Origin of the sequence: Mesonia ostreae (assembly GCF_031845265.1) — a bacterium.
GTDB classification, from domain to species: domain Bacteria; phylum Bacteroidota; class Bacteroidia; order Flavobacteriales; family Flavobacteriaceae; genus Mesonia; species Mesonia ostreae.
The window spans coordinates 39,337-61,237 of the sequence record NZ_JAVRBG010000010.1; the positions used below are offsets into that span (position 1 = coordinate 39,337).

Annotated in this window: 22 protein-coding genes; 11 read left to right on the forward strand and 11 right to left on the reverse strand. The window is 35.8% G+C overall.

What is annotated here, in order from left to right; all coding sequences use genetic code 11:
- Positions 1 to 76: 76 nt before the first annotated feature.
- Positions 77 to 712 (reverse strand): hypothetical protein, encoded by a 636-nt coding sequence (locus RLT85_RS10740; RefSeq protein ID WP_311402043.1) that lies wholly within the window; start codon positions 710 to 712, stop codon positions 77 to 79.
- A gap of 120 nt (positions 713 to 832) precedes the next feature.
- The gene (locus RLT85_RS10745; protein WP_311402044.1) at positions 833 to 1,489 is read right to left on the reverse strand and encodes an alpha/beta hydrolase; all 657 of its coding nucleotides are present in this window, start codon (positions 1,487 to 1,489) and stop codon (positions 833 to 835) included.
- A 64-nt stretch (positions 1,490 to 1,553) separates the two neighbouring features.
- On the opposite strand from RLT85_RS10745, the gene RLT85_RS10750 reads away from it, so the two are divergent.
- The 8 genes from RLT85_RS10750 to RLT85_RS10785 all read left to right on the forward strand — a co-directional run bounded on the left by RLT85_RS10750 (position 1,554) and on the right by RLT85_RS10785 (position 9,969).
- Positions 1,554 to 1,976: a PaaI family thioesterase gene (locus tag RLT85_RS10750; protein ID WP_311402045.1), complete on the forward strand. Its 423-nt coding sequence runs from the start codon at positions 1,554 to 1,556 to the stop codon at positions 1,974 to 1,976.
- A 3-nt stretch (positions 1,977 to 1,979) separates the two neighbouring features.
- Positions 1,980 to 3,092 (forward strand): chorismate-binding protein, encoded by a 1,113-nt coding sequence (locus tag RLT85_RS10755; protein WP_311402046.1) that lies wholly within the window; start codon positions 1,980 to 1,982, stop codon positions 3,090 to 3,092.
- Between the two features lie 69 nt (positions 3,093 to 3,161).
- Entirely contained in the window at positions 3,162 to 4,895 is a 1,734-nt protein-coding gene (menD, locus tag RLT85_RS10760) for a 2-succinyl-5-enolpyruvyl-6-hydroxy-3-cyclohexene-1-carboxylic-acid synthase (protein WP_311402047.1), read from the forward strand.
- A gap of 86 nt (positions 4,896 to 4,981) precedes the next feature.
- Positions 4,982 to 5,320 (forward strand): DUF2853 family protein, encoded by a 339-nt coding sequence (locus RLT85_RS10765; RefSeq protein WP_311402048.1) that lies wholly within the window; start codon positions 4,982 to 4,984, stop codon positions 5,318 to 5,320.
- 301 nt (positions 5,321 to 5,621) lie between these two features.
- On the forward strand, positions 5,622 to 6,467 hold the full coding sequence (locus RLT85_RS10770; RefSeq protein WP_311402049.1) for a CvfB family protein: 846 nt from the start codon (positions 5,622 to 5,624) through the stop codon (positions 6,465 to 6,467).
- 168 nt (positions 6,468 to 6,635) lie between these two features.
- A complete protein-coding gene (locus tag RLT85_RS10775; protein WP_311402050.1) occupies positions 6,636 to 6,977 on the forward strand; it encodes a hypothetical protein in 342 nt (113 codons plus the stop codon).
- A gap of 77 nt (positions 6,978 to 7,054) precedes the next feature.
- On the forward strand, positions 7,055 to 9,094 hold the full coding sequence (locus RLT85_RS10780) for a TonB-dependent receptor plug domain-containing protein (protein WP_311402051.1): 2,040 nt from the start codon (positions 7,055 to 7,057) through the stop codon (positions 9,092 to 9,094).
- A 17-nt stretch (positions 9,095 to 9,111) separates the two neighbouring features.
- Positions 9,112 to 9,969 carry a hypothetical protein gene (locus tag RLT85_RS10785; protein WP_311402052.1) on the forward strand — a complete coding sequence of 286 codons (858 nt, stop codon included), beginning with the start codon at positions 9,112 to 9,114 and terminating at the stop codon, positions 9,967 to 9,969.
- A gap of 192 nt (positions 9,970 to 10,161) precedes the next feature.
- Here RLT85_RS10785 and deoD read toward each other — a convergent pair whose 3' ends face one another.
- From deoD to RLT85_RS10820, 7 genes are all read right to left on the reverse strand, one after another.
- Positions 10,162 to 10,863 (reverse strand): purine-nucleoside phosphorylase, encoded by a 702-nt coding sequence (gene deoD / locus RLT85_RS10790; RefSeq protein WP_311402053.1) that lies wholly within the window; start codon positions 10,861 to 10,863, stop codon positions 10,162 to 10,164.
- On the reverse strand, positions 10,847 to 11,518 hold the full coding sequence (gene deoC / locus RLT85_RS10795; protein WP_311402054.1) for a deoxyribose-phosphate aldolase: 672 nt from the start codon (positions 11,516 to 11,518) through the stop codon (positions 10,847 to 10,849). Before deoC ends, deoD begins: the two co-directional genes overlap by 17 nt.
- Positions 11,518 to 11,820: a thioredoxin gene (gene trxA / locus RLT85_RS10800; protein WP_311402055.1), complete on the reverse strand. Its 303-nt coding sequence runs from the start codon at positions 11,818 to 11,820 to the stop codon at positions 11,518 to 11,520. Before trxA ends, deoC begins: the two co-directional genes overlap by 1 nt.
- 232 nt (positions 11,821 to 12,052) lie before the next feature.
- Entirely contained in the window at positions 12,053 to 13,009 is a 957-nt protein-coding gene (locus tag RLT85_RS10805; protein ID WP_311402057.1) for a DUF4421 family protein, read from the reverse strand.
- Positions 13,010 to 13,038: 29 nt separating this feature from the next.
- Complete coding sequence (locus tag RLT85_RS10810) at positions 13,039 to 13,563, reverse strand: hypothetical protein (protein WP_311402058.1); 525 nt, start codon at positions 13,561 to 13,563, stop codon at positions 13,039 to 13,041.
- An 83-nt stretch (positions 13,564 to 13,646) separates the two neighbouring features.
- A complete protein-coding gene (locus tag RLT85_RS10815) occupies positions 13,647 to 14,015 on the reverse strand; it encodes a hypothetical protein (protein WP_311402059.1) in 369 nt (122 codons plus the stop codon).
- A gap of 40 nt (positions 14,016 to 14,055) precedes the next feature.
- The gene (locus RLT85_RS10820) at positions 14,056 to 14,475 is read right to left on the reverse strand and encodes a hypothetical protein (protein WP_311402060.1); all 420 of its coding nucleotides are present in this window, start codon (positions 14,473 to 14,475) and stop codon (positions 14,056 to 14,058) included.
- Positions 14,476 to 14,650: 175 nt separating this feature from the next.
- Here RLT85_RS10820 and RLT85_RS10825 point away from each other — a divergent pair, with 175 nt between their 5' ends.
- Genes RLT85_RS10825 through RLT85_RS10835 form a run of 3 tightly spaced genes read left to right on the forward strand, consistent with a single transcriptional unit; the run spans position 14,651 to position 17,536 of the window.
- On the forward strand, positions 14,651 to 15,490 hold the full coding sequence (locus tag RLT85_RS10825; RefSeq protein ID WP_311402061.1) for a 1,4-dihydroxy-2-naphthoyl-CoA synthase: 840 nt from the start codon (positions 14,651 to 14,653) through the stop codon (positions 15,488 to 15,490).
- Complete coding sequence (locus RLT85_RS10830; RefSeq protein ID WP_311402062.1) at positions 15,478 to 16,020, forward strand: PH domain-containing protein; 543 nt, start codon at positions 15,478 to 15,480, stop codon at positions 16,018 to 16,020. Before RLT85_RS10825 ends, RLT85_RS10830 begins: the two co-directional genes overlap by 13 nt.
- A complete protein-coding gene (locus RLT85_RS10835) occupies positions 16,013 to 17,536 on the forward strand; it encodes a PH domain-containing protein (RefSeq protein WP_311402063.1) in 1,524 nt (507 codons plus the stop codon). The genes RLT85_RS10830 and RLT85_RS10835 overlap by 8 nt, the downstream gene beginning before the upstream one ends.
- Before the next feature lie 16 nt (positions 17,537 to 17,552).
- On the opposite strand, the gene asnB is transcribed toward RLT85_RS10835, so the two are convergent.
- Both asnB and RLT85_RS10845 read right to left on the reverse strand, forming a co-directional pair.
- On the reverse strand, positions 17,553 to 19,217 hold the full coding sequence (gene asnB, locus RLT85_RS10840) for an asparagine synthase B (RefSeq protein ID WP_311402064.1): 1,665 nt from the start codon (positions 19,215 to 19,217) through the stop codon (positions 17,553 to 17,555).
- 215 nt (positions 19,218 to 19,432) lie between these two features.
- Positions 19,433 to 21,847 (reverse strand): alpha-ketoacid dehydrogenase subunit alpha/beta, encoded by a 2,415-nt coding sequence (locus RLT85_RS10845; protein ID WP_311402065.1) that lies wholly within the window; start codon positions 21,845 to 21,847, stop codon positions 19,433 to 19,435.
- Positions 21,848 to 21,901: the final 54 nt, after the last annotated feature.

Here is a 21,901-nt window from a genome sequence, read left to right on the forward strand (position 1 = left end):
TTCTTAAAATGGCACTATTAGGGTAGTATCTTTTAAAATTAAAGAGTTGTGCAACGCTTACCGGTGTTGGTAAACGTTATTTTAATTTGATACATTCTTTAGTTATGGTAAGAACTTCCTCTTTACCATATTCGGCATAATAAGATATATAATTTCCGTTAGAGTTTATAACTACAAAACTTCCAAATTCAAATTCAAAAGGGAAAAAAATGTTTTCAATAATTCGATTTGAATCTTCAATCCAATTAATCCTATCGTTGTGAAAATATTTCAGGTTTTGATTATCTGGATTATTAATCCAAATTTGGTAGATATTAGGAATTTTATGTAGACTTTTTAAATAATCGTTTTTAAAAATCGTCCATTGTGATACTTTTCCAAAATATGGAGTTTTAGGAGTAGAAGAAAGATAATTAATTACTAACGTTTTAGAGGAATCAATTTTTTCTCCCGATATTCGGGAAAGATATTCTGTCAATTGCTTTGATTGTTTTTTATCCAATTTACCTTGATTCTTTCTTCTTACGAGCATTCCAATTATTAATGAATCAGATTGAATAAAGACATCGAGATTAGTTTTAGAATCATTTTGTTTGTAAAACTGTTTTTTAGTTATTTCATTTTTATTAATATCTAAAAATTTTTTTTGAAATTCCTGTGAAAATGAAAGAAGATTAATTAATAAAAATGAAATTAAAAAAAATGTTTTCATAGCTATGTTTTAATGTTTGCCAACTGGTTACATCAAATCAAAAATACACCTTTAACCTTAAAACTTGCATAATAACTACATTTTTTATAAAAATATATGTTTTTTATAGAAGTATTTGACTTAAAACCCTGCTTTATTTATAATATCAGCGACCAATTGTGGCTTCACTTCGTGTTTTCCTTTAAAAGGATGCAATTGTAATCGGTTTCCAAAAAGCCGAGTGGCGATTTGTTTTTGTACGGCTAATTTTTCTTCGGTGATGTATTGATCTTTATTTCCGTAAAGCAAAAAAACAGGAGTTTCTGGTGCTAGATAATCAAACTGTTCCGCTTGTAACTCAGGCGGAATGCTTCCCGAATGTAAAATAAGAGCTTTGGCAGGCAATTGCTTTGCTGCCATCCATCGGGTGATGATAGAAACGCCTTGAGAATAACCAAATAAGATTAAATTCTTGTCTTTTCCTGCTACTTCTTCCGCAAAGACCGCATCTAAATACTTCAATACATTTTGCATTTCTAAAGCTGTATCCTCTTTGGTGAGCCAACTAGCGCCCACGTGCTTAAAATTAGAAGATTGATAATATTTTGCTTGCGCCTGTGGAGCGATGATGTAATTCTCATCTTCATCCAAAGCTTTAAAATACTGTATAAAATATCTGCTCAAATAACCTAAACCGTGGCAGCATATCCATATATTTTTGGTTTTTGAGGTCAACTTATTTAAGCTAGAGTAGGAGTTGGTGGTTTGGTAAGTTACTTGCTTTTCTATAGAAGTCATCTTGTTGGGATTTTGTACTTTTACAAAAGTAAATTTTTCAATAGGGAATCCTAAATTAAAATGTATGAAATATAGCCACGAAGAGATTCTTGCCGCTTGCGCCAAAATGTGTAAAAATACGTTAATGGAAACGCTAGATATAGAGTTTATTGAGGTAGGGGAAGATTTTCTGACCGCCAAAATGCCGGTGACGCCCAGAGTGCATCAACCCGATGGAGTTTTGCACGGCGGGGCGATGGTCGCTCTGGCTGAAAGTGTAGGCAGCGCTGCCAGTTTCATTTTTCTAGACGGTAAACATTTTTACATTCGGGGGATAGAAATTTCTGCCAATCACATTAAAAGTATCGCTAGCGGGGAGGTTTTTGCCAAAGCTCAATTTCTCCATAAAGGAAGAACCACGCAGGTGTGGGACATTAAAATTACAGACGCCGAAGGCAGCTTAATTTCGGCGGTGAAACTGACTACCATTGCTTTACCTAAAAAATAAATTATGGACTTTTATTCTTTTCAAAATCATATACAGCAACATTTTCAACATCAATTGCCATTTGTAATGTATCGTCAGCCTGGCGAAAGTGAAGTGAAAGCGCAGTTGCAACCTAATAATACGCTAGAATATGTAAACGATTTTCAGGAAAAGGGTTTTGTATTCGCACCTTTTAATTGTTCAAAAAAGCCGATTATTTTTTCATACGCTTCCGCGGAAGCGATATCGTGTACTCAAGAATCTTTGGAGTTAGATTTAAGCATGAATCTCTGCAAAGAAGTGCTTGGCGAGCAAGGACGCTATGAAGAATTGGTGCAAAAAACGATTGATACCATAAAGAAAACCGGAATAGATAAAATAGTAGTTTCCCGAAAAAAAGAAATCTTCAAAAAAACGGATGCTTTTACGTATTTTAAAAACCTCTTAAGCCTTTATCCAGATGCGATGGTGTATTGCTGGTATCATCCCTTAGTAGGAATGTGGATAGGCGCCACGCCAGAAACTTTGGTGAAAACCGAAGGAAAACGCTTAAAATCCATGGCCTTGGCAGGAACTCAAGTTTACCAAGAAACCACAAATGTTATTTGGGGAGAAAAGGAAAAGGAAGAACAGGCAATGGTAACCAGAGCGATTGTAGAGGGTTTATCTTGCATTAAAGCGGTGAGCAATTTGCAAGTAGGAGAGCCCAGTACTGCAAGAGCAGGAAATGTATTACACCTTAAAACCAATATCACAGCTAGTTTTGAACCAGAATGTTTAGGGAAAATCATTAAAGAATTGCATCCTACGCCTGCCGTTTGCGGCTTGCCTTATAAAATGGCTTACGATTACATTCTAAAGGAAGAGAATTACGACAGAAGCTTTTATACAGGCTATTTGGGCGAATTAAATATGCAATATCAAAAAAATAGGAATCCGCGGCGTAGAAATGTAGAAAACTCGGCGTACCAATCGGTTTCTACGCAAACCAATTTATACGTCAATTTGCGTTGCATGCAAGTTTTTAAAGATAGGTTAGAGATTTATGTGGGCGGCGGAATCACAAAAGATTCTATTCCGAAAGATGAATGGGAGGAGACGCAGCGAAAAGCAGAAACTATGCAGAAGGTTTTATGAAAACCCTAACTTTAAAATCAAGCTTTCGTAAATAATAAGGTTATTTTTGTAGGAAAACACGTTATTTATATGCAAATTTCCAGCATTCCTTTGGCACAATCGGTGGTGATGTTGTGTCTTTCCAAAGATATTCACCACGTAGTTATTTCTCCAGGTTCTAGAAATGCTCCTTTAACTTTAAGTTTTTCCAATCATCCGCAAATAGAAGCCTATAGCGTAGTAGATGAGCGCAGTGCTGCCTTTTTTGCATTGGGTTTAGCACAGCAATTAAAGAAACCCGTCGCATTGGTATGTACTTCTGGAAGTGCTTTGCTGAATTATTATCCGGCAATAGCCGAAGCTTTTTATAGCGATATCCCACTCGTGGTCATTTCGGCAGATCGTCCCGTGGAGCGTATTGATATTGGCGACGGACAAACCATCAGGCAGAAAAATGTTTTTCAGAATCATATTTTGTATTCGGCTAACCTTTATTCTGAAGTAGCACTAGATTCTTTTCCTGAAAATCAAAAAATTCAGCAAAAATTCTCTGAAGCGCGAAAGCACAATGAGCGAGAAATTAATTTAGCCTTAAATACTGCCATCGAGCAAAAGGGCCCCGTACATATTAATGTTCCGTTTTATGAGCCGTTGTACGGTATGGTAGATGAGATTTTGATTTCTCCATTGGAGATAGAACCCATTCGAGAACTCAAAACAATTTCCGCGGAAGCTTTAAAAAAATATGCTTCGTTATGGAACCAAGCTAAAAGAAAACTGGTGTTGGTGGGCGTACTACAGCCTAATCAGATTGAGCAAGCTTTATTGGATGAATTGGCAAAAGATCCTTCAGTGTTAATCTTTACGGAAACAACTTCCAATCTACATCATGAAAATTTTGTAACCAGAATAGATAAATTAATTGCGCCTTTAGAAGTAAGCGAAAACCCCGAAGAAGCTTTTAAAACATTGCAACCCGAAATTCTCCTCACGTTTGGTGGTTTGGTGATTTCAAAAAAAATAAAAGCTTTTTTACGAAGTTATAGTCCGCAACAACATTGGCACGTTGATGCTAAAACGGCACTCAACACGTATTTTTGCCTCAATAAACATTTTGATATCGCGCCCAATGAATTTTTTAAACACTTTTTACCGCAAGTAGATGCACCAAAAAGTGGGTATCGAGATTTTTGGCTCGATGTAAAAGAGCGTAGAGACGTACATCACAACCAATATATTAACAGAATTCCGTTTTGTGACCTAAAGGTTTTTAGTCAAATTGTAGAGCATTTCCCTAAGCAGCAACTCATTCATTTTTCTAACAGTAGCATTATTAGGTATGCACAATTGTTTAAGTTTTATAAGGAACAATATGTGTATTGCAACCGCGGTACTAGTGGAATCGATGGCAGTAGTTCTACCGCCGTGGGCGCGGCAGTGGCTTCTAAATTCCCTACTACTTTAGTAAGCGGAGACTTGAGTTTCTTTTACGATAGTAATGCATTATGGAATAATTATATTCCTAAAAATTTTAAAATCATCTTGATCAACAATCAAGGAGGCGGAATCTTTAAAATTTTACCTGGCGCCAAAGAAACCAAAAACTTTTCTACCTTTTTTGAAACCAAGCATGAACTTACGGCAGAGCACTTATGTAAGATGTTTGGGTTGGAATATCAAACGGCGGCCAATGAAAAAGAATTGGAAGCAGGTTTGACTTCGCTGTACGCGGAAGATGAGAAGCCTAAGTTATTAGAGGTGTTTACACCGAGTGAAATTAATGATACCTATTTAAAGGACTATTTTAAGTTTATTTTGCCATAATTCAAGAAAGCTTAACTCATATTGTTTTTAATTCAATAAAAAATGGTTAATTTTAGATTTAATACTAACACTAAACAGAAACCAATATGAGTAAGTTTGATGAAAAAATAGGTGATTACCTAAAACACCTCGATGAAATTGAAGAAAAACACGATGTAGATTTGCTAAGAAAAGTAGCCAAAGGTTGCGGACCTTCAATTTATAATAAAGATGCTTCTACGGTATCTGGATCTGATCCTAAAGAAATGGAAACGGTAAGAAAAAACTTCTTAGTTAAAAAATTGGGTTTAACGGATAGCGACGAGTTAGAAAAAGGTATGAATGCTGTAATTGAAAAATATGGTAAATCTAGAAGCAATAAATATAGAGCTGTAGTGTATTACTTATTAACGAAGCATTACAAAAAAGAAGCTGTTTATAATTAATAGGAAATTTCTTATTAAAAAATAACGATCGTCTTAAAACTTCAGTTTAGATTATAAAAATTGGAGTTTGGAGACGATTTTTTTATGTTTAAATTTATATCTCCTCTTATTTCATTTTCAGATATAACGGGATATCTAACTAGATTTAAACACTTGATTTAACATGAAAAAGCTATTTAGTCGAACTTCTAAAATCTAGTAGCGTCCGCCCGAAAGAATTCTTTCGGGCGGGCAGGTCTAGCTTCTTATTTACTCACAACAAATTATAAAGTATTACCTTTGCAAAAAAATATACGCGCTTATGTTAGCTTTAGGACAAATGCACACCTTAACGATAGATAGAGATACACCTCCTGGTTTATTTCTTAAAGATGATAGTGGAAAGAAAGAGAATGAGGTTTTATTACCTAATAAATATAAACCAGAGCATTTTGAGCTAGAAGATGAGATAGATGTTTTTGTGTATTTAGATCACGACGAGCGACCTGTAGCAACCAATTTAAAACCTTATGTAAAATTAGATGAGTTTGCTTATTTACGCTGTGTAGAAGTGAATGCTATTGGCGCCTTTTTAGATTGGGGATTGGAGAAACACTTGTTCGTTCCTTTTAAAGAACAAGCCTACCCAATGAAAGAAGGACATTGGTACCTTATATTTTGTTATTTAGATGAAGCCACAGAACGTTTGGTAGCTTCTAGTAAAGTGAACCACTTTTTAGATAACGAAGAATTAACTATAGAGCCTTTTGAAGAAGTACGTCTCATTGTGACCAATAAAACAGAATTGGGTTTTAATGTAATCGTAAATGAATTGCACCAAGGTTTAATTTATCACGATGAGATTTTTCAAGAGTTAAAAACCGGTGATCAATTAAAAGGTTGGGTAAAGAAAACTAGAAAAGATAATAAGATTGATATCGGTCTTCAGCGTCCAGGATACAGAAGTATTGAGCCTAATGCACAAGCTATTTTAAATGAGTTAGAATTGCAAAATGGGTTTTTACCTTTGCATGATAAATCTTCTCCTCAAGAAATTCAGTCTCATTTAGAGATGAGTAAAAAGAGTTTTAAGCGTGCCATCGGGACACTTTATAAGCAGAAATTAATTAGTATAGAAGATAAAGGAATCCGCTTGACAGAATCCTAATTCGAACGAAGATGTCGCTTAGTTTTAGATAAGTGGCATCTTTTGCATTGTCCTAAAAAAAAACTTCTACTTTGTAGTTTAAACCTGACAAATATCAGTTTTTACAATGAGTATAGGTGCTATCTTTACCTTGTGAAAAGTGTACTCCTCCTCATAACCGCCTCGATAATGTTGATAAAGCCTTTATGGCCTATCGTAGATTACGTGATCAATTATGATCATATCGTAAGCACTCTTTGTGAGAATAAGGATAAGCCCAAAATGGAATGTAATGGAAAATGTTACCTCAGTAAAATGCTAGCAAAAGAAGCTTCAGAAGAAACGGAGAATCCTTTTAGCCATGAGACTTCAAAAACCGAAATTCCGCATGTAATTATTTCAGAATGTATTGCAGCATATATTTTTACTCCGGAAGTCATTCTGGATGCTAAAGAAAATATAGCTTACCATTCCACTTTGAATTCTTTTCAATTCATTTCAAAACTTTACCATCCGCCAGAGTTAGGATAATTAGCTATAAGTTTTTCTAAACCTTCATAGAATCAATTTAGGGAAATATTCTTTTTAATTATCAAAACTAGTACATCATGAAACTATCTATAACGGTATCTCCCTTTTGGGAGATGCGTATGGGTTGTCTAATGGGGCTTTTATTTGCGGGTGTTTTTACGTCAACACTTTTCGCACAAGAGAAGCCTATAGACAGCTTGAAGCTAACAGAGTTAGGAGAAGTGATTCTCATTTCTACTAAGCAAAATTTAAACCATCAACAACAATACAAACCATTAGCTACTTTAGATGAATTTTTAGAATCTTCCCGTAGCATTCAAATGGTAAAGCGTGGAGCTTATGCTTGGGAGCCTTCTATGAACGATATGGCTTCAGAGCGCTTGGCGATTAGCATTGATGGCATGCAAATTTTTGGCGCTTGTACAGATAAAATGGATCCGATTACCTCTTATGTAGACGTGTCGAACCTAGCAGAAGCGCAAATTGAATCTGGTCAACAAGGAGCCGTATTTGGAAATACCATTGGCGGCGGGATTAACTTAAAATTAGATAAAAGCAATTTTAAGTCTACGGGTTGGAATGCTTCCGTAGAAAGTGCTTTGGAAAGCAACAACCTTGCGCGAGTATTGGGAGGGGAGTTAAATTATTCTGATGAAAAATTTTATATCAATACCGATGCAATTTATCGCAAAGCCGACAATTATAAAGCCGGTGGTGGTAGGGAAGTGGAGTTCTCCCAGTTTGAAAAATACAACTTCTCTGTAAATTCAGGATATGCTTTAGATAAAGATAGATCCATTTCGGCTACGTTAATTTTCGACGAAGCGAGAGATGTTGGCTATCCCGCATTGACGATGGATGTTTCACTCGCAAGAGCGATTATTGGTTCGTTTAGTTTTCATCAGGATAGTCTATTTGGGAGTTTTAAGGACTGGGAAACCAAAATATACTACAATCACATTAAGCATGTGATGGACGATACCAAACGTCCAAATGTTCCAATTCATATGGATATGCCGGGATGGAGTGAGACCACAGGGTTTTACACGCAAGCAAAACTTGATAAAGAGAAGCATAATTTATTTTTTAAGCTGGATGGATTTTACAATAAGTCTTATGCAGAAATGACGATGTATCCCAACAACAGTAATGAGTCTCTCATGTTTATGCTTACTTGGCCAGATGTACGCACCAAAAATTTAGGTTTTTATGCGGAAGACTTAGTCGCATTAAATAAAGCTTCCCTAAAACTTTCAACGCGCCTGGCGTATCATTCCAATACGGTAGCCGATGAGTTTGGACTGAATAGTTTAAGGATCTTTTATCCAGAAATGCATAAAACTAATACGCGCTTTTTAAAAAGTTTTTCTGCTCAATATCACAAAGGATGGAAGGATTTTCATTTGAATACAGGTATTTCTTATGGAGAACGCGCAGCTTCAGTATCAGAAGGCTATGGTTTTTATCTGTTTAATAGTTTTGATAACCATGATTATATTGGAGATCCAAATTTAGATACAGAAAGTTCTACGGAAGCAAATATCTCTCTCAGTTATAAAAAGACAGCTTTTGAGATTACTGCAGAAGCTAATTATTTTCACGTATTTAATTACATTATTGGCGTTGTAGATTCTTCGCTAAGTACCATGAGCATTGGGGCCGAAGGTGTTAAAATCTATACCAATTTAGATTATGCACAGCTTTTTAATGCTTCGGTTTCTGGAAAATATCGTATTTCTCCGGCATTCAAATTATCAGGAAGTCTTTCCTATCACCGAGGAGTGGATAACGAGAAAGAGAATTTACCGTTAATAAGTCCGTTTTCTTATCGAAGTACACTAAATTTCTATAAAAATCAATATTCCGCATCCCTTTTCGTAAAGGGAGCAGGAGAGCAAACCGACTATAATCCTACGTATGGAGAAACAAAAACCGCAGCATACGCCACCCTTTCGGCAAGTTTTGGAAAGCGTTTCTTTATCCAAGAAAATGACTTGTTTTTAAAAGCAGGCATAGAGAACATTTTCGACACCTATTATTCAACCTATACCGATTGGAGCAATATTCCAAGGATGGGGAGAAACATCTACATCAACCTTTCTTACACGTTTAATTAACTTAAAAATCATATCAAATGAAAAATTTAAAATATATTTTTAACATTCTTATTCTTTCTATTTTCTTCGGAAGTTGTTCTAGTGATGACGATGAAATCACAGCTGTAGAAACCAATCCTGTAGAAGATTTAAACTTGTTGTATGAAATCTCTGCGGAAGGGCATACGCTGCAGATGTATTCAGAAAAAGAACAGCTAGAAGTTGGCTACAACGAAATTTCTATCCTAATCAAAGATTTGGAAACTAATCAGTATGTTACTAATGCGTCACCAACTTGGATGCCCATGATGAATATGGAAACTATGAGTCATTCTGCACCGCATACATTGCTGAATAATTCCGAAGAAAATTCTGTTTATAAAGCTTATATCGTTTTTCAGATGCCCAATAATGATTCAGAGCGCTGGGAGCTAAAACTCGATTATACTTTTAAAGAGCAAGTCCTAGAAAAAATAATAGATTTGGACGTCGTATCACCCATAGACGGACTTAAGAAAACACAAGTTTTTACAGGCAGCGATGAGACCCGTTATATTATGGCTTATGTGAATCCCAAAAAATTTCAAGTAGCGCAAAACGAATTTGAAATGGTACTTTACAAAATGGAAAACATGAATACTTTTCCTGTGGTGGAAGATTACAAAATTACCTTGGATCCAAGAATGCCGAGTATGGGCAATCATAGTTCGCCAAACAATCAAGATTTAACGTATAATATTGCTACTCAAAAGTACGAAGGTGTATTATCTTTAACCATGACGGGTTATTGGAAAATCAACTTAAAACTTCTGAATGAGAATGATGAGGTTTTAAAAGGAGAAGAAGTAACAGAAACTCAATCGGAAAGTAGTTTGTATATGGAACTGGAGCTTTAGAAATTCCTAAGAATTAACTCCGTTTAAAATAAAAGAGGTTGTCTAAAAAGTCGATTCTGTCGACCTGAACTTGATTCAGGTTCTCATAAAGATTTACGAATCAATATGATGAGATTATGAAAAAAATTCAGAATGACTGTTTCCAAAACTTTTTAGACAGCCTCTTTATTTTGTAATCCTTTTGGTACTATATTACACTACCGTATTTAAGGCAATTTCTATCATTTTAGAGAAACTGCTTTCTCGATCTTCCGAGCTGGTAGATTCTCCTGTGACTAAAGAATCTGAAATGGTTAAAATCGCTAATGCTCTTACGTTAAATTTTGCTGCAATGGTATAAAGCCCTGCTGCTTCCATCTCCACGCAAAGCACGCCATAATCTGCCCATTTCTTGTAATCTTCGGGGCCATCTTCATAAAATTGATCGCTAGAAAGAATGTTTCCCGCCTTGATGGGAATATCATTTTCTTTGGCATAGCGTGCAGCTTTCAGGAATAAATCAAAGTCGGCGGTGGGAGAATAGTCGCTATTTATAAACCGAGAATTATTAATACCCGAGGTAGAGGATGCAGCCATCGCAATCACAATATCACGCAGCTGGATGTCTTTTTGATAGCTTCCAGCCGAACCCACCCGAATCAAGTTTTTTACGCCATAATCGTTGATAAGTTCGTGGCAATAAATTAGGGCGGAAGGAATTCCCATTCCAGTTCCTTGCACTGAAATTCTTTTTCCTTGAAACGTCCCCGTATAACCTAACATTCCACGAACATTATTGTAACATTTCGCATTTTCTAAAAAGGTTTCTGCAATCCATTTGGCGCGCATTGGATCTCCAGGGAGAAGAACCGATTCGGCTATTTCGCCAGGTTTAGCTTCAATATGTGTACTCATATGTATCTTTATTAGTAGAGGTTACGATCTCGATACCTGATGAGGTACCGATTCTGCTAACTCCCATGTTTATATATTTTATGGCTGTTTGGGTATCTTTGATTCCGCCAGAGGCTTTAATTTTCATCGTATCGCCAACTTCTTCATGCATAATTCTTACATGATGCTCTGTCGCGCCGCCGGTTCCAAAACCCGTTGAGGTTTTTACAAAATCTGCGCCGGCACGTTGAGCAATCTGGCAGGCGATTCTTATTTCTTCATCGCTTAGATAACAAATTTCAAGAATGACTTTTAAAGTTTTTTCTCCAATAGCTTTTTTAATCGCTGCAATTTCTTCTTCAACAGAAGAATGCATATTTGCTTTGAGCCATCCAATATTCAACACCATATCAATTTCATGTGCACCGTTTATTATACAGTTTTCCGATTCATAAATTTTTGCTTCCGAAGAACTTGCACCCAATGGAAAACCAACCACCGCGGCAATTTTTACCTTAGAATCTTTTAATTCTTCCGCAACTAAAGCCACGTGACAACTGTTGACGCAAACGGCAAAAAAATCATATTTTTTGGCTTCCTCACAAAGTGTTACAATATCTTTTGGAGTTGCGGTGGCTTTTAATTGGGTGTGATCTATATAGGTATTTATCTTCATTATTTTTGATGTTGTTGAATGATAGAAACCAAATCGCTTTTTTGCAAAACTCCGCTTTCTCTCCACATTTGTTTTCCTTCTTTAAACAGAATCATTGTAGGAACACCACGTACTTGGTATTGTGTTGCCAGCGGTTGGTTTTTATCTACATCTATTTTTAAGATTTTAATCTGCTCTCCTAATTCTGTCTTTACTTCCTTCAGAATTGGAGCCAGGGATTTGCAAGGTCCGCACCATTCGGCAAAGAAGTCGACTAACACTAGAGTTTCAGAATTAATTATATCTTTAAAATTACTTTTCATAGTTTACAATTTTATGTTTTATCTCCACTTATTTCTACAATTAATGATCGTCAGCTTTTGGGTCTACCATCTAATTTCTTAACGCATAAAACTAAGGGTTTTTAGGCTAAGATTTTATGATAAAGGTCATTTTAGACCAGACTATACGACAAGAATTATTTAGTCTGGTATTTTTTTCAAGGTAAGACTTAGCGCTTGTTTAATCATCAGGTTTAAGAAAAAAGAGGTAAAATTAGTCGAACTTAAAAAATTCATTCAGTTTATGATTTGCATCTTTTACTATTTGTGGCGCATTAAAGCGATAACCCACCAAGAAAGAAATAGATCTTATGGTATCGTCACCCACTACATTGGCATCGTTATTTTGTTTTTGTAATGTTCCTTTCGTAATTACTCCTGCATAGAAATTCTTGGTATTATAACCCACCGATACATCTACAGAGCTCGTTGTAAGCAAGGAGGTAACGCTGCGATCGCTATCTATGGTTTGGGTCATTCCCAGTCCTAAAGAAATTCCTCCCGATACCAAAAAATGCTCATCAATTACCCAATTGTAGTGATAAGCGGGGGCAAAGGCTATGTTCACAAACCTTGCTTTGGTATTGTAATCTGCTTCTTTGGTTTGTTGCAAAGAACTGTAGTAATACAATAAAGAAGGAATAAAACTACCTGCACTTTGCAATTGCCTCTCGTTTTCAAAATTTTTGGCTTTGTAAGAGAAGTTAGGATTAAAATTAAAGGAAGTACTTCCGCCAATTTTAAAGGTTTTTAAGTTTTTTAGGTAGATGGAAGGATCATTTAATAGCTCTAAAGTCATTCCTTTTTGGTAATACATATCTAAATGCTGTATCCAGCCTCCTAGAAATAAATCGGTTGAAAAAGCGACGAGTTTAGAGGTTTTATTATCCTTATTTTCGGCTAGAAAGCCTGGTGCAAAACTCAAACTAACTGCCAAAATATCGTAATTGGCAGAAATACCTAAAGAAGTTTTTCTATTGGGTGTTAATCTTATACGTTGATCAACATTTTCATCATACAATTCAAAATTATTGGACCTGTTGAGCGTAAACATTTTGGCAGATAATTTATCCTCAAAACGTTCGTAATGGGCTTGGTCTACAATGCTGTCTTGTTGTGCAAAACCAGAATAGGAAGCGCATAAAAATAATAATATAAAAAATTTATTCATAAGAAAGGAAGAGAAATTTTGTAGTAATTTTAGTAGCGAGTAATATGAAAAGTAGGGCGGTTAGATCTTCTGTGATAAGAATTACTTCTGTAATACGGAGTAAAATAAAACGGACGCTCTTGACTTTCGTAGACCTCATTTCTTATGCCGCCGTCTGGCGTAGTACCGTTATAATTAAAATCGGAATTGGTTCGTCGGTCAAAATTAAACTGATTCACGAAAATTTTAACGTTAGAATTCATCTGAGATATTTGATTCTCTGGGAACTCATATCTATCTGCTGCCAACTGTTTTTGACGTTCTTTTGCCCACGCCATTCCTTGCATATCGATAGTCTTTTTTACATCTTCCCCATATACACTTCCTTGCGGAATGCTAAATTCTCTTTTTTTAATCTGTAATCCATAGAAATGCGTCAAAGAAGTGGCATTTCGCAGGGAGATAAAATTATCGAATCCATTGTTAGGAAAGGAGAAGCTATTAGAACCAGAAAATTCTTGCGCTTTCGCGGAAGAAAATATAATGACTAAAAAAATGAATAATGCCTTTTTCATACCAAACAATATAAGCTATAAACAGCAAAGATGGTGCTAAAGTATAAGAAACTAAAAAAGTTTTTTAGAATTTAGACTTTAGTCTATGGGTCTACTTCGGGAAAGGATTTTATGGTAAGGCGGTTACTTCCTTCCATTAAAATTCCGCTAGGATACTTACTATTGGGATACAGTGTCTCCATATATTTAATATCTTTTGAATATTGCATCGTGGTAAAAGATGAACTACGAAAGAATTTTCTAAAGCTAATTCCTTTCGGATTTAAAAAATTTCTGTCGAAATTAAAATCGTAGTCTTTTTCGAGTTCTATATTTTGAAGAAACCGAGAAAGCTTTGGAGTAGCATCTTCTTTTACCGTCTTTTGAGAATCCAATAACACATTTTTTTCTTGCCCCCAACTGTGGAAGACAAAAAAGCACATAAATACGATATAGAGGAGTGATTTTTTCATTTTTAAAGATACTTCTTTTTTGCTTAGTAAATAAAGATAATTATATGCTAAAAGAGAAATTCTTTGTTACTTCCACATCTATTATAGGATAAGGTTGGCAATTTAAATTGCTGCGGTAAATGCCGTGATTGGGATAATTACAATTAGGATCTAACCGCTTTAAAAGCTTAATTTCTCTAGTATCTCTATGAATAGAGAAGTGATTCCATTGGGAGGTAGAGTTGATTTGTTTTGCAGTGAAACCAAAATCAAATGAATAGGGTTTTTCTTCTCTAGCCATCGCCAACATTGAAAAACCAGATTTATTATCTTGTGCAGAAAATTCTTCCGTAAAGCTTTCCCAGCCAAAGGAAGTGATATTATGTTCTAAAGTTTTTGAATTATTGAGTTCTTGAGCAATTCCGGTAAACGGAAGTGCCAAGAGTAAAAAAAGTAAATAGTTTAAGTTTAAGATCCTCATAAGTTTTTGAATAACTGTCTTTACTACCTTTAATATACAAAATTAAATACAAAAGCCTTAAATTTGAAGTGTTGAAAAATTTGATAAAGCCTATTAATAGACAAGTTAAAATAATAGTAATCATTATTTTTTTAACGCAAAATGAAATTTAGACCAACAAGATTAAACGAAAATTATGAATTCAATTGCTTGGCAAACTGCCAAAGAATACGACGATATTACCTATAAAAAATGCAACGGAGTGGCGAGAATCGCCTTCAATAGACCCGATGTAAGAAATGCATTCCGACCTAAAACTACTTCAGAACTTTTAGACGCTTTTCACGATTCACAAGAAGATACCAGTATTGGTGCAGTTTTGCTTTCGGCAGAAGGTCCTTCTTCCAAAGATGGCGTGTATAGTTTTTGTAGTGGAGGCGATCAAAAAGCCAGAGGCCAACAAGGTTATGTGGGCGAAGATGGCTACCACCGTTTAAATATTTTAGAAGTGCAACGCTTAATTCGGTTTATGCCAAAGGCTGTGATTTGTGTAGTTCCCGGTTGGGCTGTGGGTGGCGGACATAGTTTGCACGTGGTTTGCGATATGACTTTAGCCAGTAAAGAGCACGCTATCTTTAAACAAACCGATGCCGATGTTACCAGTTTTGATGGTGGCTATGGTTCGGCTTATTTAGCAAAAATGGTGGGACAAAAAAAAGCGAGAGAAATTTTCTTTTTGGGAAGAAATTATTCGGCTCAAGAAGCATTTGATATGGGCATGGTAAACGCCGTAGTTCCTCACGAAGAATTAGAAAATGCGGCCTACGAATGGGCTCAAGAAGTCTTGGCTAAAAGTCCAACCTCTATAAAAATGCTCAAATTTGCCATGAACCTTACTGATGACGGAATGGTAGGACAGCAAGTTTTTGCAGGAGAAGCAACACGTTTAGCTTATATGACCGAGGAAGCCAAAGAAGGAAGAGACGCTTTTTTAGAAAAAAGAGCCCCTAATTTTGATAAAAAATGGCTGCCATAGAACCTGAAACTGCATTTATCAATAAAGCCATTCCTTCTAAGGAGTTGCCAGATTACCGTTTAGAAATTTTAGAACATGTTTCTAAAAGATTACTAAGTAAGATTGTGGCGGGATTAAGTGTTTTCTTGATTATTGTCTTAATAGTAGCCACAGTTCTCTACATTAAAGATTTATTAGCAGTTCGCTTTGTAATTTTCGGAATTTTTGGCGCTTTATTTTTGATCGGACTAATTTTTACCTATCATTTCTTTGCGCAAAAAAATTATGGTTTTGTGGTGAGAGAAAAGGATATTCTATTTCAAAAAGGAGTTTTAGTCATCAAGACAACTATTATTCCTTTTAATAGAGTGCAGCACGTGTCTACAACGCAAAGTCTTTTGGATAAATATTTTAAGCTTAAAAATGTAAAGATTTTTACGGCTGGCGGACAAGGGAGTGATATTAAAATTCCTGGACTCACTCCAGAAAAAGCCTTGCATATAAAGGAGTGGATTGCACATAAAATTGTTGATGAAGAAGTAGATGAATAAGCCTTTTTCACAGCCCGAACGGCAATCTCTGGTTGGTATTGTGCTTATTTTTTTAAGCGCTTTATACAAATCCTTAAAAGGACTTTGGGCCATTGCGGTGTACGTGATATTGGGTAAAACATCTTCCTTAAATTATACCTATGTAGTTTTGGGATTAGTTTCTTTTTCTATTCTTATTCTTATTTTCAGTATTTTTTCCTACCGGAAATTTATCTTTCATATTGATTATGAATCCGATGAATTTATATTGAATAAAGGTGTTTTTTCTTCGGAAAACATTGCGATTTCGTTCGATAAAATTCAGCAAGTGTATTTTAAACGCTCTATTATTCAGCGAATTATTGGGGTTTATAGTGTGGTGATTGAATCTGCCGGAAGCAGTGAAAAAGAGATTGAAATTAAAGCACTATCTGAAGGGAAAGCTATGTTGCTTCAACAGAAATTAAATTCTTTTATTGAAGAAAAATCTAAAGCTGAAGAAAACGAAATTGCTACGGAAAGTCTTCCTAAAGAAAAGAAAAAGACAACATATTGGGAGCATCGCTTGACATTTACCGACCTTTTAAAACTGGGGATGACAAGTAACTATTTTAGAGGCTTCGGACTTATTCTCATCTTTTTTAGCTCGTTGTACAATCAGTTCGCCGATTTGTTTACTGAAAATAAATATGCCGATGAAGCTGCGAATTACCTGAATACTTTTCAATCTGTAGGGGAGATTCTTATGGTATTGATTTTTATGTTCGTCGCTGTTTTCCTTGTGGGAATTGTGGTGAGCATTATAGAAACCTTCCTTAAATATTTTGAACTGAAACTTACGCAGAGTAGAGATAGTTTAGAATTAGAAATGGGATTAAAAACCAATACAAAAGTATCTTTACATCCCAATCGGGTTCAAATTTTGCGATTGATCACGAATCCAATTCAGCGAAAGCTAAATATGTATCAATTGCAGCTTTCTTTAACCAGCAGTACAGAAACGCATAAAAAGAATAGAATAAATATTCCTGGTTTATCTTGGGATAAAGCGACTAAGGCAAGCGAATTTTTGCATCATCACGAACGGGAGGAAGGAAAAATTTACAAGCCTCATAAGCTTTGGCTTTACCGTAGATTATTGTGGGGAATCGTTCCTTTACTTACGATGGCGATAGGACTCAACTATATTTTTGAAGTACTTTCTCTTCCTGTTTTGCTTATATTAGCATTGGTATATGTGGTTTTATTTTTCTTTTATCAATATAAAGTATACCAAAAAATAAATTTGGAAATTAGCGAAGAGTTTTTAATAAAATCAACTGGATTATGGAATAAAATTCAAGTGGTAATAGAAACGTTTAAATTACAATCCATTAGTGTAAGTCAGCCTATTTGGTTGAGAAGGCGAAAATTGGTGAATATTACTTTTCATACGGCTTCTGGAGATGTTCGATTTCCGTTAGTGAATGAAGACTTCGTAGAGCAAGTGAATTACCTACTATACAAAATAGAAACATCCACAAAAGCGTGGATGTAACTAGTTTAGTCTAGGTTTAATACGCATCGCTATGCACGCGGGCAACCGCTCTACCGCTAGGGTCATTCATATTTTTAAAACTTTCATCCCAGGCTAAAGCAACAGGACTACTGCATGCCACAGATGGCACTGAAGGCACACTTAAAGCCGCAGCATCGCTAGGGAAATGTTCTTCAAAAATGCTTCGGTAATAAAACTCTTCTTTACTGGTAGGAGTTTGTATCATAAATTGATGATGTGCATTTGCAAACTGTTCATCGCTAATTTTTGCATTTACCATTTCTTTTAAGGAGTCAATCCAGCTGTAGCCAACGCCATCACTAAATTGTTCTTTTTGTCGCCAAGCTACGCTAGCTGGCAGCATGTCTTCAAAAGCTTTTCTAAGAATCCATTTTTCCATGCGTTCCCCGTTAATCAATTTATCTTTAGGATTAATACGCATCGCCACATCCATAAATTCTTTATCTAGAAAAGGCACACGTCCTTCAATTCCCCAAGCGGCAAGGCTTTTATTGGCTCTAAGACAATCGTATTGATGTAATTTATCTAATTTTCTTACGGTTTCTTCGTGAAACTCTTTCGCATTGGGTGCTTTATGAAAGTACAAATAGCCTCCAAACAACTCATCACTACCTTCGCCGCTTAAGACCATTTTAATCCCTAAAGCTTTAATCGCTCTGGCCATTAAAAACATTGGAGTAGAGGCACGAATGGTGGTGATATCATAGGTTTCTAGGTGATAAATGACATCTTTTATCGCATCTATTCCTTCTTGAATCGTAAACTCAATTTCGTGATGTACTGTATCTAAGTGCTGAGCCACAACTTTTGCTGCTGCCAAATCTGGACTGCCTTCTAAACCTACAGCGAAAGAGTGCAAGCGCGGGTACCAAGCATTCTCTTTGTCGCCAGTTTCTATACGTTTGTTAGCATATTTTTTCGCTAACGCGGAAGTAATGGAAGAATCTAAACCTCCGGAAAGTAAAACTCCGTAAGGAACATCGCTCATCAATTGGCGTTTTACGGCGGCATCTAAAGCATCCCGAATTTCTTTGATAGAAGTTTCATTGTCTTTTACGGCGTCATAATCCATCCAATCTCTCGTGTACCAAGATTTGAGCCCTCCTTCTTCACTAGATAAATAATGCCCTGGAGGAAATAATTCTATTTTCGTGCAAATACGCTCTAATGCTTTTAATTCTGAAGCCACATAAAAAGTTCCGTTTCTGTCCCAACCCATATACAATGGAATAATTCCCATATGGTCTCGCGCAATAAAATAACTGTCTTTTTCTACATCATAAAGTGCAAAAGCGAATATTCCGTTAAGTTCATCTAAGAAATCGGGTCCTTTTTCTCGATATAAGGCCAGAATAATCTCACAATCAGATTGGGTTTGAAATTCATAATCTTGCTTTAGCTGCTTTCGCAACTCCAAATGATTATAAATCTCGCCATTGGCAGCAAGAACTAGGTTTTTATCTTTGCTATAGAAGGGTTGTTTTCCCGAGATCGGATCTACTATAGCTAAACGTTCGTGAGCCATAATAGCTTTAGTATTATTAAAAATACCACTCCAATCGGGTCCGCGATGGCGTATCTTTTTTGACATCTTTAACACTTGAGGTCTTAAACTCTCTACCGATTCTTTTAGCTCAAAGGCACATACAATTCCACACATAATCTTTCTATTTTTAATTAAACTTCAATTTTTGACATAAAAAAACCCGTCAAGTTAAAAAACCTGACGGGCTATATATTCGCGACAAGTTTTTGTTACGGGAACTGATTATTATTATTATTTAAGTTCATTGTTAACATAATGCTTGTCTTTTATTCTTTAATTTTTATAAATATACTATAAAAATATAAAACTTGAATGTTATTTTAATAAAATTATTTTAATGAAGGGAACTGATTAGGATCTACTTCGTTGAAAATCTCATATACCTTATCAAAAATATCTTCTGCAGAAGGTTTAGAGAAATAATCTCCATCGGTTCCATACGCAGGTCGGTGCGCTTTAGCCGTCAAGGTTTGAGGCTTGCTGTCTAAATGCTTGTAGGCGTTTTGATTTTCTACAATTTCTTGTAAAATATAAGCTGAAGCTCCTCCAGGAACATCCTCATCAATTACCAATAACCGGTTGGTTTTGGCCACACTTTTTACCATATCCTGATTAAGATCTAAAGGAAGTAAGGACTGCACATCTATAATTTCTGCATTAATTCCCACTTCTAATAAATCTTTTGCAGCTTGCTCAATAATTCTAAGTGTAGAACCGTAAGAAACCAAAGTGATATCTTCACCTTCTCTTATGGTTTCTACCACACCTAAAGGCGTTCTAAATTCTCCTAAATTATTAGGCATTTTCTCTTTGAGTCGATATCCATTAAGGCATTCTACAATAAGACCAGGTTCATCACTTTCTAATAAAGTATTGTAGAAACCAGCGGCAACGGTCATATTACGAGGTACCAAAATATGAATTCCTCTTAGTAAATGTACCAATCCTCCCATAGGAGAACCACTATGCCAAATCCCTTCTAAACGGTGACCTCTAGTTCTTACTATAAGCGGTGCTTTTTGCTTTCCTTTAGTTCTATAATGTAAGGTAGCCAAGTCATCACTCATAATTTGTAAAGCGTACAAAATATAATCTAGGTATTGAATTTCGGCAATAGGGCGTAGGCCTCTCATCGCCATTCCAATTCCTTGTCCTAAAATAGTAGCTTCGCGTATTCCAGTATCAGCAACTCTTAATTCGCCATACTTTTCTTGCATCCCTTCTAGACCTTGGTTTACATCCCCAATGTTTCCAGTATCTTCTCCAAAAATTAAGGTTTCTGGCTTATTGGCGAAGATTTTATCAAAGTTTTCGCGAAGTATCAATCTTGCATCTACTTCTTCCGCATCAGCGTCATAAGTAGGTGCTATCGCATCAATATTTAATGCAGAAAATTCACTTTCACTATGCAAGTGACTGCTATAATCGGGCTGCGTTATTTTGATATAATTATCAATCCAGTTAATCAATTCACTTTTCGCGGAAGTATTTTCTTCTCTTACATAACGTAAAGCTTTTCTTCCTGCTCTAAGAATTTGATGTTTTTCTGGATTATCGAGATTTTCTATTTCTTGTTTTAAAGGCTGAATGAAGTTAGCATTAGAAGTGCTTTGCGCTACACTATCTAACAAGCCTATCATTTCTTTTTGAGCGGCTTTAGGACCTTGTGTTACTTCGTTCCAAGCTGCTTTTTTACCTTCTCTAACTATTTTCTTAGCTTCTTTTTCTAAAGCTTTTAATTCTTCTTCGGTTGCTAGATCGCTTTCTAGCATCCATTTGCGCATTTGTACGTTACAGTCATATTCGCGCTCCCAACCCAAACGATCTTCACTTTTATAGCGTTCGTGAGATCCAGAAGTAGAATGTCCTTGAGGTTGAGTTAATTCGTAAACATGAATTAAAACAGGTACGTGTTCTTCTCTAGAAATCTTACTTGCTTTTTGGTAAGCTTCCATTAATTCTGGATAGTTCCAACCCTTTACTTTAATGATTTCATAGCCATCGCCATGTTCATCTCTTTGGAAACCTTTTAAGATCTCTGAGATATTTTCTTTGGTGGTTTGGTATTTAGCAGGTACAGAAATACCGTATTCATCATCCCAAACGCTAATTACCATAGGTACTTGCATCACTCCGGCAGCATTGATGGTTTCCCAAAAAAGGCCTTCACTTGTACTAGCGTTACCAATCGTACCCCAAGCGACTTCGTTTCCATTGTCAGAAAATTGGGGAGCAATATCTATACCTTCTACGTTTCTATATATTTTTGAAGCTTGAGCAAGTCCTAATAATCGAGGCATTTGTCCTGCGGTAGGAGAAATATCTGCACTCGAGTTTTTTTGTTCCGCAAGATTTTTCCAAGTTCCATCTTCTTGAAGACTGTGGGTTCCAAAGTGTCCACCCATTTGTCTTCCTGCAGCCATAGGTTCTTTTTCTAGGTTGGTGTTTCCGTAAAGTCCAGCAAAAAATTCTTCTACAGAGAAAAGATTTAAAGCCATCATAAAGGTTTGATCACGGTAGTACCCCGATCTAAAGTCACCATTTTTAAAAGCTTTGGCCATGGCTAATTGAGGGACTTCTTTGCCGTCGCCAAAAATTCCGAATTTAGCTTTTCCTGTTAATACTTCACGACGTCCTAATAGACTACATTCTCTACTAATTACCGCAGTTTTATAATCTTGAATCACCTCCTTTTTAAAATCTTCAAAGGAAAGGTCTGTTTTTTCTATAGTTTTCTCTTGCATGGAGTTCAATTTTAATAATTTGGAACCTTGCGAAGGTAAGAAAAATGATTGTAA

What these genes read in the sequence shown, in the direction of transcription:
- RLT85_RS10740 (WP_311402043.1), bottom strand. Translation starts at nt 712, where the DNA reads ATGAAAACATTTTTTTTAATTTCATTTTTATTAATTAATCTTCTTTCA.
- RLT85_RS10745 (WP_311402044.1), bottom strand. Translation starts at nt 1,489, where the DNA reads ATGACTTCTATAGAAAAGCAAGTAACTTACCAAACCACCAACTCCTAC.
- RLT85_RS10750 (WP_311402045.1), top strand. Translation starts at nt 1,554, where the DNA reads ATGAAATATAGCCACGAAGAGATTCTTGCCGCTTGCGCCAAAATGTGT.
- RLT85_RS10755 (WP_311402046.1), top strand. Translation starts at nt 1,980, where the DNA reads ATGGACTTTTATTCTTTTCAAAATCATATACAGCAACATTTTCAACAT.
- menD (WP_311402047.1), top strand. Translation starts at nt 3,162, where the DNA reads ATGCAAATTTCCAGCATTCCTTTGGCACAATCGGTGGTGATGTTGTGT.
- RLT85_RS10765 (WP_311402048.1), top strand. Translation starts at nt 4,982, where the DNA reads ATGAGTAAGTTTGATGAAAAAATAGGTGATTACCTAAAACACCTCGAT.
- RLT85_RS10770 (WP_311402049.1), top strand. Translation starts at nt 5,622, where the DNA reads ATGTTAGCTTTAGGACAAATGCACACCTTAACGATAGATAGAGATACA.
- RLT85_RS10775 (WP_311402050.1), top strand. Translation starts at nt 6,636, where the DNA reads ATGTTGATAAAGCCTTTATGGCCTATCGTAGATTACGTGATCAATTAT.
- RLT85_RS10780 (WP_311402051.1), top strand. Translation starts at nt 7,055, where the DNA reads ATGAAACTATCTATAACGGTATCTCCCTTTTGGGAGATGCGTATGGGT.
- RLT85_RS10785 (WP_311402052.1), top strand. Translation starts at nt 9,112, where the DNA reads ATGAAAAATTTAAAATATATTTTTAACATTCTTATTCTTTCTATTTTC.
- deoD (WP_311402053.1), bottom strand. Translation starts at nt 10,863, where the DNA reads ATGAGTACACATATTGAAGCTAAACCTGGCGAAATAGCCGAATCGGTT.
- deoC (WP_311402054.1), bottom strand. Translation starts at nt 11,518, where the DNA reads ATGAAGATAAATACCTATATAGATCACACCCAATTAAAAGCCACCGCA.
- trxA (WP_311402055.1), bottom strand. Translation starts at nt 11,820, where the DNA reads ATGAAAAGTAATTTTAAAGATATAATTAATTCTGAAACTCTAGTGTTA.
- RLT85_RS10805 (WP_311402057.1), bottom strand. Translation starts at nt 13,009, where the DNA reads ATGAATAAATTTTTTATATTATTATTTTTATGCGCTTCCTATTCTGGT.
- RLT85_RS10810 (WP_311402058.1), bottom strand. Translation starts at nt 13,563, where the DNA reads ATGAAAAAGGCATTATTCATTTTTTTAGTCATTATATTTTCTTCCGCG.
- RLT85_RS10815 (WP_311402059.1), bottom strand. Translation starts at nt 14,015, where the DNA reads ATGAAAAAATCACTCCTCTATATCGTATTTATGTGCTTTTTTGTCTTC.
- RLT85_RS10820 (WP_311402060.1), bottom strand. Translation starts at nt 14,475, where the DNA reads ATGAGGATCTTAAACTTAAACTATTTACTTTTTTTACTCTTGGCACTT.
- RLT85_RS10825 (WP_311402061.1), top strand. Translation starts at nt 14,651, where the DNA reads ATGAATTCAATTGCTTGGCAAACTGCCAAAGAATACGACGATATTACC.
- RLT85_RS10830 (WP_311402062.1), top strand. Translation starts at nt 15,478, where the DNA reads ATGGCTGCCATAGAACCTGAAACTGCATTTATCAATAAAGCCATTCCT.
- RLT85_RS10835 (WP_311402063.1), top strand. Translation starts at nt 16,013, where the DNA reads ATGAATAAGCCTTTTTCACAGCCCGAACGGCAATCTCTGGTTGGTATT.
- asnB (WP_311402064.1), bottom strand. Translation starts at nt 19,217, where the DNA reads ATGTGTGGAATTGTATGTGCCTTTGAGCTAAAAGAATCGGTAGAGAGT.
- RLT85_RS10845 (WP_311402065.1), bottom strand. Translation starts at nt 21,847, where the DNA reads ATGCAAGAGAAAACTATAGAAAAAACAGACCTTTCCTTTGAAGATTTT.